The sequence below is a fragment of the Undibacterium sp. 5I2 genome, assembly GCF_035019605.1.
In the GTDB taxonomy this organism is placed as follows: Bacteria; Pseudomonadota; Gammaproteobacteria; order Burkholderiales; family Burkholderiaceae_D; genus Undibacterium.
The window spans coordinates 30288-40473 of record NZ_JASJVS010000040.1 but is presented as its reverse complement, the minus strand read 5'-3'; the positions used below and the strand labels follow the sequence as shown (position 1 = coordinate 40473).

The following is a 10186-nucleotide window of genomic DNA, read 5'->3' as shown; positions in this document are numbered from 1 at the left end:
TCAGCGCTGAAAACACGATCATATCTGGCATTTTCAGTTAAGCACGAACGCCGCTGGGTTCCTGCCAAAAGCGCGCAAGAATGACGTCGCCACCAGTTGGGGTAATGATACCGATTCACTACCCTTTTGCGACAGCCTCTGCACGACGGGGTTTTACGCGCAAATCCGATAAATTCATCGTTGTAAAATTCAATAAATCAGACAAATACTTTTATTTGATTGTGCGCACAATCGAAGCTTTCCACACCAAAAACAATTACTAACTGTGGGGCTGAAACCATCACCATGTCGATGCCTTTTCGTCCAACTCATCAGCGAGTTTTTTCTCGCCTAAAGCTCGCAGAGTTCGGGAGAGCGCTTGTACAGTAAAGTAATTGGCAGGGTTATCCAGCTCCCAACCTTGAACTTTCTTACGAATAGTAAGGATACGTTCATAACTTGATCTTGCAGATATGAAGTCTCCAATTGCTTCTTCAATGTCGGCTAAGGCGGACATCGCCGTTAACGACTCGGCATGTTCTATACCATCATTTTTTTGATATATCAGCAACACTTGTTCATACATTATTTTTGCTTCTGCGAATTTCTTTTCCCGATAAAACATCCGAGCCAAGAAGCTCCGACAATGGGGACTTAGACTACCAAGTGCTCCAACTCTGCCACGCTCAATTTCGAGAAACATTTCATAAACAGATTTAGCCTTGCTAAATAGAAATAGCTTTTCAAGAGACACCCCGACGGAGGAAACCAGCTGATCTGTACTTAGCATTCCCAAAGAATCACAAAGCCCTTCTATTTTCCGTTTAAACTGCACGTCAACACTCATATCGCCTTGGCTATTTTTACAATTGGAAGCGTATATAAACCAAGAGAGCAATGTATCAATGTGACTGGAACCAAGATGCTCTTCACGTAAGCTGAAGACGGTCTCATGCAATCGCTCGGACACCGGCGACAAGCCCAAATCCTCAATTTGAATTGCTAAATTAGTCAAATCTGAAAGTTTTTCGGGACTAACTGAGGCAACTGGTCGCTCCCCCATCATCATTGGAATGATATAGGCTCCAAATGCTTCGTATGTCATTTCCATTAACGTGACCTCGCTCGATCCGCTGTTTATAGAAAATATCAGATCATCCGAACCCATATCGGTTTCCTGTATTATTTCTAACAGGCCTCTCCCTGATTGATAGACTAGTTGCATTGTGCTCAGAGCATCACTCTTCGATACTGACAGAAAGCCCGCACATATGTTCAGCACACCTTCATAAAGCCTCTTTGAATTGGAAAACTGCTTTTTATGAAGCTGTGTTTGGGCCATAGAGACCATTAACCCGCAGACGTCCAACTTCTCATCGCTCAATTCATATCGCTGATAACTATCAGGTATTTGCTCAGACAGCCAATCGACTAAACGCTGCGTGCTCTCTTCAACGTTGACACAAAAGAGTCCTTCTGTCTCGATTAACCAATCACTAATACTTTTATGACTAAACTGGAGGCTGCTGTCCCATAAAAGTAAGCCACTTAGCGCATGACGAACGATCGTAGCATCCTGTCCGTGCCAGTTCCCAATTTTTCGGGCAACATGAATCGGTAATGGCATCGAACTAGCACATAGCAAGCCTAGCAAGGGATAAACAAGCGTGTTCCATACGCCCCCCTCCGTTGGTCGCTCACTAAAGGCTCGCTCAAACCAAATTTGATAGCATCCTCCTAAACCTGGTGGGAGCATTTTTAAATTATTAATAGTCATGTTCCCGTCTTTAACAGCCCGACGCGCCATGACGAGGTACAAAATTTGACCTGACGCACAGTGCAGCAAGTATTCCTGAATATCGGATGTCATTGCTGGCTCATCTTCAGCCCACTTAAGCATAAATTGTCGCAGGTCAGTCTGATTATTTTTGTCGTCAATGCTCAATTCGTAAGTCTGAAATTGCTCAAAATATGGCTTGATACTAGTACGGCCTGTCATAACAACGCCCAGCCAGGACGGCAGATCTTGGAGCGTTTTGTTTAGCAACTTGCTCAGACTAATATCAGCTTCATCCAGCCCATCAATGACGATCAGCAGCCGGTCATCCGTCTGGCCACCATCGATGTGGCTGCGCAATGGATTAATAAGCAGTTGCTCCATTAAATAATCTGCTGACAATTCATGGAGTGGTTTTGTCAACCGTGCCAGCTGTTCTTTGAGCAAAACGCGGAAGGCAGGCAATCTGGCAGCGAGCATGAAAGCCAGATTCCGAACAAAAATGTGTGGAAAGCGTGTCTCGGGCTGGTCAGCCTCGCAAAAGTGATACGCCACTACCCGCAGTTTGGCGTAATGTACTAAGTGGGCAGCAATCGCACTTTTTCCTGTACCTGGCAGGCCAATCAATTGAAATACCCGTTGATTGATTTGCTGTAAACGCCACGTCTCAATGGCATCGAACACCCAGGCTCGCCCGACAATACCACTTTCGATAAGCCTGCCAATTTTGGATACGGTAGTTGAAGCACCTAGTGCTCTGGCCAAATGTTCAAGTTCCCCGGCAAAGCCAGCGTTCTTGGTAAGAATATCCAAAATTTTCTGAACTTTGCTTTCAAGCCAGGGCTCTTCATCAGGAGCATTAACATGTAGTTTCCAATCAGCCAGATCCAGATATTGGATATGGCTGACGCTGGCAGGAATGCTGGATACAGTGCGATCGTCTGTCAAAATAGTGGCTATAGCGCCATGTTTATGTGCCATTGCGATGCCAATTTCGTCCAAACATACGCCTGGATCACGAACAGACCGAGGGCTGAGGAAGGACAAAACCCGATCTGAAGCGAGTATTCCCTGTGTGATGCCATGTCGCCAGTCAAAGCCAGGTTGTAGCTGCTGTTCATCAATCCAGGTTTTGTGGCCCGCCTGCTCTAACTTTTCTTTAATGCGTCTCACCAAATGCGCGCTATGGTCATCGTTACCATCAACGGTGTGCGCATATGAAAGAAAAATATTCTGTTGTCGAGAAAGATTACCAGGTGGTGGCCCGTCAAAGACTTCGCAGCAATCAATGTTTTCGCACCGCCACCGCTTTCGAGCTAAAATAAAAGCCAGCTTTTCTCCATGGCAAAGTGGGCAGCAGAGTACTGGTGTGCTGATACCTGTCATAACATCTCCCGATATGTCTTTTCAAAAATTTCTTTAGCCACCACCCACTGATTTCCCTCTGGCTCAGCAATCAAGCAATCCCCTATCTGGCCGTTGATTTCACCACGAAGATTCGATATCGCGACAGAAAGGGGATTTTCGATTTGAGTTGCAGTAATTAAAATAGGGAGCTTGACATAAACACCTGGCTTACCGGATTCAGTGGGTGCAACAGCGGTATAAGTTCGCTCAAAACGCCATCTTGAAACTGGCCAATGCTCCTTTGTCTCAGCAGTCGGAAGAGCATCCTCACGCTCATCATGCACAGGCCCCTCCAAAGTCCTCACTATTCCGGACTCATGAGCAAATTCGACTTGGACGGGAGTAGAAATTTTGATGCACTTTTTACAAATCAATTTAATTTCCTTTATAGCTAGCTAAGTTCACCCCTGATTTAATGATTTGAATCACCAAGCAATCTATCAAAAGCAGCCACTAAAAATACGACATCTCGTTCTCGAAGCACAGGCGATCAGATGCACTTTCAAAAGATACTGACGATTTAGTTAAAATTAACTCATCAGGATAACGGATACTTTCCATATGGACAATGCCTATATCTCTACTATTACCCTTAGCTCCCGCACCAAAAGTTCGGCGCACAAAAAGCTTCAGTTGCACTTCATATTTGAACTCGCGATCTAAATTTTCTTGAATTCAAGGAGAAAGTGATGAATGTAGGGATCAGAATTAAGTCGCTTAATGGAAACACGTACACCGAAACCTATGTGAAGGATGGGAAGACTTTTATCCATGTATATGATGAAGATGGTCAATTATTAGATGTCATGGAGGAAATTGCTTCCTACTATCCACCTAAACAAGATGATCAAAACCCGCAATCAGGTAATTTTTGACAGTCAGTTTTCCACTTAAACAGAAAAGTTCCTATTGTCTACCTGAGCCTATACTTTATTTGCGTGGCCTTCCCCCAGTATGACTGCGGTGATCAAGTCATTTCGGACACAACGATAGGTTCTCGTGCTGCCATTTTCCGTTCGTAGACGGTGGGCGGCAGATTGCCCAATGCTGAATTGATACGCTTGCCGTTATAGAAGCTGACGATGTAGCCGGTGATGTCTGCCTTGGCCTCGGCATGGTTGGCATATTGGCGTTGCCAAACACGTTCCATTTTGAGGTTCAGGAAGAAGCGCTCTGCGACGGCGCTATCCCAGCAATTACCTTTGCGGCTCATGCTGCAGACAAAGCCATTTTCCTTCAAGAATTCCTGATACAACTCGCTGGCGTACTGGCTGCCCCGATCGGAATGAACGATGAGTCCGGCTGCCGGTCAGCGCTACTGGATCGCCATGTTCAAGGCATCGCACACCAGTTTTGCAGGCATGCTCAGTGCCATCGCCCATCCGACCACTTTGCGCGCATACAGGTCGAGCACGGTGGCCAGATACAAGCACCCGGCACCCGTCCGGATGTAGGTAATGTCGCTGACGTAAGCCAAGTTCGGCGCTGCCGGATTGAACTGTCGGTTCAGCACATCGGCGGCAATCGGCAAGTCGCGCTTTGCTGTCTGTCGTATGGACGAATTTGCGCTTCCAGACGGGTTTCAAGGCTGCTTGGCGCATCAAACGGCGCACCTTGTGCGTCCGACCCGGAAGCCTTCGTTGGCCATGGCTGCGACCATCCGGCGGCTGCCGTAACTCTGATCGATTGCCATGAATGCAGCTTCCAAATGGACGCTTTCTTTGCAGACTTTGGGTATGGCGAAACGTCGCTTTGCTTCGTAAAACGCAGACCTGCTCAACGTATCAGAAGTATGATGGCGATCGCCAAACAAAAAGGGCGTGCCGATGCGGCTGCCTCACTGCATCAGTCGTTCGCGTGGGGCGTTTATTTCGCTTGGGATAGCTTGACACGCGGCTGGCAAAGAGCGGGTGATCAAGAACGCCTTGAAGCGTTGACCGAACTCGATTGGCAGCACTGACATGAGCGAACAAGAACTGATCGCGCGCTTGGCCGATGCCGTGGTCGAGCGCAGTAAGCCGAGCATACCTTTATCCGTCGATTTATGGGATATCCGCTTGGTTGCCGGCTTTTTGAAGCGCAGCGAATCCGTGGTCCGTGAACGCATCGTGTGCAAGTCGGATTTTCCCGTGGCGATTCGACTGCCAACTGGCAAAGGTGAGCGCGGACATCCCCTATACAAGGTAAAGGAAGTGATTCAATGGGCCGACCGGTATAGAGAAAAGTAGCGGTCAATCCAATCGTGTCGCCATCTCAGCGGCCGTCTCGTTGTAATAAATTTGCAGCATGCGCAAATCTTTATGGCCGACCATGCGCGCCAGATCGAGCACCGTCAATTTTTTGGCCAACCGAGTGATGGCTTCATGACGCGAATCGTGAAACGTCAAGTCCTCGATACAGCAAGCCGCACAGACTTTACGGAACAACGTACTGAGACTGGCCGCCGACAGCATGAAAATCGGTGACGGCGGCTCATTCGCCGGCTGCGCCGGCAGAAAGCTGATTAACTCCAAGGCGCGCTTCGATAACGGCACGTCGCGCTTGCTGCCATTCTTCGTCATCGGCAAATGCGCGACAGCACCGTTGATGTGCGACGGGTATAGCCCGCACAACTCGCCTTGACGCATTGCCGTCTCAATCGCAAACAAGTAACAGAACGCAACCGCTTGCATCTTGCTGGTGATCGGCTCGTCGTAAAAACCGCAGTAGACATTGATGCGATCGATCTCATCCTGAGTCGGTCGGCGATCGCGATGCGCTGCAGCTTGTGGACGCCGCACTGCCGCGGTCGGACTGACGGCGAGCCATTTCCATTCTGTTGCCGCAGTGCTGAGGACATGCGACCATAGATTAAGAATACGATTGATGGTGGCGCCGCTGACCGGCGGCACAGTGGGCGTGCCTTTGAGACGCAGATCGCGCCAGCGACCGATCAACTCAGCATGCATCTGCGTCAGCGGCACGCTGCCGAGCCGCACTCCGTCGACTTGAAAATCACACAGCGCAGCCAGCCGCAGGGCTTCCCAGCGGTGACCACGCTTATGGATGGAAACTTCTTGCTCGTAACGGCGACAAGCTTGCTCAAACGTTTTGCCAGCAACAATGCCGCTGACGACCTGGTTGCGCAGTGCCGTTTCGCGTTCGGCGGCCCAAGCGAGTGCCTGGGCTTTGGTCGCACAAGTGATCGATTCGCGTACTCCCTTGATACTGAGCTGCACCCGCCACCCGCGTGTTGTTTTGGTAATGGAAGCCATGACTGCACTCCTTGTCAAAACTGATTACCGAGAAATAATAAAATATTATGAGGAGTTTGTGGGGAAATTCTGGGGAGTTGATGGTAGAAAAAGGCGGGGAAAATAAAGGAAAAGCGTACCGACCGGCGCGCAGAATGTCGTCGTAAGGGACTGATTTCAAAGGGAAAACGGTGAAAAACGCGAAGAAGAGAAAGATGTGCTTGGTGCCCGAGGCCGGAATCGAAAACCATCTATCTAAGGGGCATTCATCGTATTGTGCGGGAATTTTGCGGGTTTTCTGGTTACGAATGCTTTAACTTCTGCGCGAATCCAGAGCTTATGTTTGACTCTGCTTGTAGGTGATTCAGCAGGAAAGCCAGGTGTTTTTACAACAACATCCCGTGCATGCCTGATTGAACATTGATGCATTTCGGCGATATCGGCAAGCGTCATCAATTCAGTATTATTCATCATTTGCCTTTCAGTTCACTACAGGATTTTGTTTATCAAACCAAAACATGCGACTTCCGCAGCATGGGTCCAACACTCTTTTTTGTAATTTTTTCATTTTTGTGTACCGGTTTATTTCTCACGCTGAAACACCCAGCACTTCATCGAGCCGGATTGGGTGGCGAGTTGGGATTGGGTACCGCGCAGGCTGCTATTGACCACCTTGACATCAACAAACTTGCGGCGGCTGCTGGTTTTTAAGACTTTTTTCAGGTCGCGCAGCGGCGGTACTTGCTGGCGGCGCTCGGTGGCGACTTGCAGGAAGTGGTTGAGGTTGACGGCGATCAGGCTGGCGTCGCGGCTGTGGTTGAGTATCGACAGGTCGCCGCCATCGAGGTAGTCAAATGCTTCCCAGAATTCCTGCACCAGGACGTGGTCGTTGTTGATGACTTGTTGACGCTCTCCGGCCATGGTGACGATTTGCGCCTTGAGTGCGGTCTTTTGTTCGTCTGTGAGCTTGATCACCAGGCTCAAGGCGTCGGCGATGGCCAGCATTTGCGCGTGGGTTTCGGCGATGCGCGGCATTTTTACGTGGGGGCTGGCGCGTAATTCTTTGAGGTAGTCGCGGGTCTTCGCCGTTATTTCCGCCATGACGGCTTTTTCACGCTTGGTCGCTGCCAGAATGAAGCCCGACACCGCTTCGCAGGATAGATACTTGAGCTCGTCGGCGGCTTCGCCCGATGCCGCTGTCTGCGTCGAGCGGTCGAAGTACAGATGCACAATCCGCGACAGGATCGCTTCGGAGGCATTGACCGGGTTATTCTGGCTGATGACGATGGCACCGCGAAATGGCGGCTCGTAGGTTTCATTGCCACCGGTGGCCATGCCGCGTGCGCGCGTGCTGCGGCCGTTGTAGGCGGTTTTCAGTTCGTCCCAGTCGAAGGATTTGATGTGGCTTTTTTCTTCGCCCATGCGTTCGCGGTCGGACTCGATCAGCACTACCGGCAGGCACGATACCTGGCTGAAATTACGTGCACGTGCCGCCAGACTCGATTTGCTTGGATCAAAGCCTTCGTAGCCATTGCGACCGAACAGTTTCCACAGAAATTCAATCAGCGTTGATTTACCGGCACCGGCTTCGCCTACCACTTCCAGGAAGGGATACGAGGATTGTGTGGCGCGGATTTGTTCTGCGAACAGGGTGCCGAACCAGAATGTCAGAGCGGCCAGGCCTTTGGCACCAAATGCGGCCCATAGCAGATTGACCCAGTCGCTGCGGTAGGCGTCGCGGTCGCGCTTGATGCTGAGGGTGACCGATTTGTTGAGTGACTTGATCGAGAGTTTGCCGATATCAAAAAAATCCTCGCCGTTGATCTCATGCAGAACGCCACCTTTCATCGCCACATTGCCGAGCACATAGCACGCATGCTCCATGCTGTAGCCGATGTAATCAATCGTCTCGACGCGCTGGATGTTGTACAACTGGTCGGCCATAATGCGGTCAAGCTGGATGCTGCTGCCGCTGTACATCGCGCCGGCCCCCATGCCGAGCAGGCGTTTTTTGAATTCGGCGGCGCTGGCGATTTGGGCGGCGGTGAAGGTGTTTTTAACCGGTTTGCCATCGTGGGGAAAGGCGACGCGGAAGTAGTACCAGCTTTCGCCGGTGATCAGGTTTTCTTGAAAATACAGCGCCTTGGGATTGCAGTTGGCGATTTCCTTGACCATGCTCGATTGTTCCAGCGCGGTTTTGCGCAGGTCGTATTCGGACAGGGTTTGGTAGTCATCGGAATGGTCTTGCTCCAGCCGCAGGCGGTTGTAGTGCTCGAGGTCGAGCCGAAACCAGTGCAAGCGGTTACCAAAATCAAAGTGGAATTCGGTGCGCTCGCCGCTGTGCAGGTACATCAGCAAGGCTTTTTCTTCGCGGGTTGGGGCGATCAGTAGTGCGCCATGATAGCGGTATGTCTTGATATGGTCGGGTGTTAAGGCGTCGCGCTGGTAGGCGTCGTTCCAGTCGATGGCGCGTTTGCCGCGTTGTGGGATTTGCGCGGCGGCGCAGTTCCAGCCGGCGGCGCGTGCTTGGTCTACGTGTTTTTTGGTGAAGTTGCGGCCGGCCGGGTCGCCATCTAAGGCCCATACCAGGGTGCAATGCTGGTTGCCACATGCTGCTTGCAACTGCGACAGCGCTTGTTCCGGGTAGTTGTTGCAGGACATCAGTGCTACGGCATGGATTCCGACGTGCATCAAGGCGATGACGTCGAAGATGCCTTCGACTAACCAGATTTCTTTGACGTCTTGTAGGTCGATCTGGTCCGGTTTCCACCAGCTGCCGTGGTAGTGCATGCCGAACTTGAAATTCGCCTTTTTAATGAAGCGCTGGGGTTGGTCGATCAGTCTTTCCCAGTAGCCGCTGCCGAGGGAAAAGCGCACGGTGGCACTGCCGATGTTGAGCTTGCTGTCGTAATAGTATTCTTGCGTGTACAGGCCGCGTAGTTTGGCCAGATCAAAGCCGCGGCCGATTTGCAGGTAGGCGTCGGCGGCGGCATGCGGATTCTTGTTTTCCGGTGTGGATGGATAGCGTTCAGACCATTTGTCAAACAGGTCTGGATACAGGTCTTTGATGTGGTACACCTCGCCGCAATTGTTGAGGCGGCCGCAGCGTAATACCCAAGGGTGGTCGGCATTGGTGTAGAGCTCTTTCTTTTGGCACGCCGGGCACACTCCCCCGCGCAGCATGCCGCTTTGTTCCGGCTTGAAATTGAATTCGGCCAGGCGTGTGCTGACTTCTTGGTGTAGGGAGGTGTCCATCGCTTTACTCTGGGTGGTCGTCTTGCTGATCGTCTTGTTGCGGCACGGCTTGCAAGGCGCTCAAGCGTTCGTCGTCGCCTGGCTGTTGGTAACCGGCCGTCAATTCAAACCACAGGCTGTGCGCGCCCCAAGCGAAATCTCGGCAGATTTTTGCGGGGTAGCTGTGGTGGCCCATTTCGGCGCTGCGCTTCATCCATAGGGTGATTTTTTGTTCGGCGGCGCGGGTGAGTTCGGCGTAGGTCCAAGTGTGCTCAGTCATAAAGCCTCCTGCTGGGTCGGGCGCTGACGGCAGCGATGTCGAAGCACTCCAGGGCGGCGAGCAGGCAGTCGCCGCTGCAGCGTGCGATGGCGGTGTAGCGCAAGCAGTGCCTTGGGGTGATCACGGTGACGGTAAAGGCACGCATGGCGACGGGCGTGCTCAAGTGTTGCCGCGGCAATCGAGTGTGAGAGAGTAAAGAGAGTGTCATGGTGGCTCCAAAATTTGAGGTAAAAAAGTCCCACACGCCGCAATACCGGCATGAGGTGTCATTACTCA

General features: G+C 51.1%; 10 protein-coding genes and 1 pseudogene. 3 read left to right on the top strand and 8 right to left on the bottom strand.

Translation table 11 applies throughout. The features are described 5' to 3' along the window. Positions 1-280: 280 nt before the first annotated feature. Positions 281-3142, bottom strand: coding sequence for a toll/interleukin-1 receptor domain-containing protein (locus QN359_RS13955; protein WP_322247936.1), 2862 nt, complete (start codon positions 3140-3142; stop codon positions 281-283). Then, a complete protein-coding gene (locus QN359_RS13950; protein WP_322247935.1) occupies positions 3139-3447 on the bottom strand; it encodes a PGDYG domain-containing protein in 309 nt (102 codons plus the stop codon). The genes QN359_RS13955 and QN359_RS13950 overlap by 4 nt, the downstream gene beginning before the upstream one ends. Before the next feature lie 405 nt (positions 3448-3852). Between QN359_RS13950 and QN359_RS13945 the strand changes: the two genes are divergently transcribed. Beyond that, entirely contained in the window at positions 3853-4038 is a 186-nt protein-coding gene (locus QN359_RS13945) for a hypothetical protein (RefSeq protein ID WP_322247934.1), read from the top strand. A gap of 92 nt (positions 4039-4130) precedes the next feature. On the opposite strand, the pseudogene QN359_RS13940 reads toward QN359_RS13945, so the two are convergent. Further along, positions 4131-4943: pseudogene (locus tag QN359_RS13940) on the bottom strand (IS3 family transposase); the annotation flags it as partial. Positions 4944-4958: 15 nt separating this feature from the next. On the opposite strand from QN359_RS13940, the gene QN359_RS13935 reads away from it, so the two are divergent. Continuing rightward, a complete protein-coding gene (locus QN359_RS13935; protein ID WP_322247933.1) occupies positions 4959-5123 on the top strand; it encodes a hypothetical protein in 165 nt (54 codons plus the stop codon). A gap of 1 nt (position 5124) precedes the next feature. Continuing rightward, positions 5125-5391, top strand: a complete 267-nt coding sequence (locus QN359_RS13930) for a hypothetical protein (protein WP_322247932.1) — start codon at positions 5125-5127, stop codon at positions 5389-5391. A gap of 3 nt (positions 5392-5394) precedes the next feature. Here QN359_RS13930 and QN359_RS13925 read toward each other — a convergent pair whose 3' ends face one another. From QN359_RS13925 to QN359_RS13905, 5 genes are all read right to left on the bottom strand, one after another. After that, complete coding sequence (locus QN359_RS13925; RefSeq protein ID WP_322247931.1) at positions 5395-6417, bottom strand: site-specific integrase; 1023 nt, start codon at positions 6415-6417, stop codon at positions 5395-5397. Positions 6418-6651: 234 nt separating this feature from the next. Beyond that, the gene (locus QN359_RS13920) at positions 6652-6867 is read right to left on the bottom strand and encodes a hypothetical protein (protein WP_322247930.1); all 216 of its coding nucleotides are present in this window, start codon (positions 6865-6867) and stop codon (positions 6652-6654) included. Between the two features lie 111 nt (positions 6868-6978). Beyond that, complete coding sequence (locus tag QN359_RS13915; protein WP_322247929.1) at positions 6979-9651, bottom strand: toprim domain-containing protein; 2673 nt, start codon at positions 9649-9651, stop codon at positions 6979-6981. Positions 9652-9655: 4 nt separating this feature from the next. After that, on the bottom strand, positions 9656-9910 hold the full coding sequence (locus QN359_RS13910; protein WP_322247928.1) for a hypothetical protein: 255 nt from the start codon (positions 9908-9910) through the stop codon (positions 9656-9658). Further along, on the bottom strand, positions 9903-10118 hold the full coding sequence (locus QN359_RS13905; RefSeq protein WP_322247927.1) for a hypothetical protein: 216 nt from the start codon (positions 10116-10118) through the stop codon (positions 9903-9905). The genes QN359_RS13910 and QN359_RS13905 overlap by 8 nt, the downstream gene beginning before the upstream one ends. Positions 10119-10186: the final 68 nt, after the last annotated feature.

What these genes read in the sequence shown, in the direction of transcription:
- QN359_RS13955 (WP_322247936.1), bottom strand. Translation starts at nt 3,142, where the DNA reads ATGACAGGTATCAGCACACCAGTACTCTGCTGCCCACTTTGCCATGGA.
- QN359_RS13945 (WP_322247934.1), top strand. Translation starts at nt 3,853, where the DNA reads ATGAATGTAGGGATCAGAATTAAGTCGCTTAATGGAAACACGTACACC.
- QN359_RS13935 (WP_322247933.1), top strand. Translation starts at nt 4,959, where the DNA reads ATGGCGATCGCCAAACAAAAAGGGCGTGCCGATGCGGCTGCCTCACTG.
- QN359_RS13930 (WP_322247932.1), top strand. Translation starts at nt 5,125, where the DNA reads ATGAGCGAACAAGAACTGATCGCGCGCTTGGCCGATGCCGTGGTCGAG.
- QN359_RS13925 (WP_322247931.1), bottom strand. Translation starts at nt 6,417, where the DNA reads ATGGCTTCCATTACCAAAACAACACGCGGGTGGCGGGTGCAGCTCAGT.
- QN359_RS13920 (WP_322247930.1), bottom strand. Translation starts at nt 6,867, where the DNA reads ATGAATAATACTGAATTGATGACGCTTGCCGATATCGCCGAAATGCAT.
- QN359_RS13915 (WP_322247929.1), bottom strand. Translation starts at nt 9,651, where the DNA reads ATGGACACCTCCCTACACCAAGAAGTCAGCACACGCCTGGCCGAATTC.
- QN359_RS13910 (WP_322247928.1), bottom strand. Translation starts at nt 9,910, where the DNA reads ATGACTGAGCACACTTGGACCTACGCCGAACTCACCCGCGCCGCCGAA.
- QN359_RS13905 (WP_322247927.1), bottom strand. Translation starts at nt 10,118, where the DNA reads ATGACACTCTCTTTACTCTCTCACACTCGATTGCCGCGGCAACACTTG.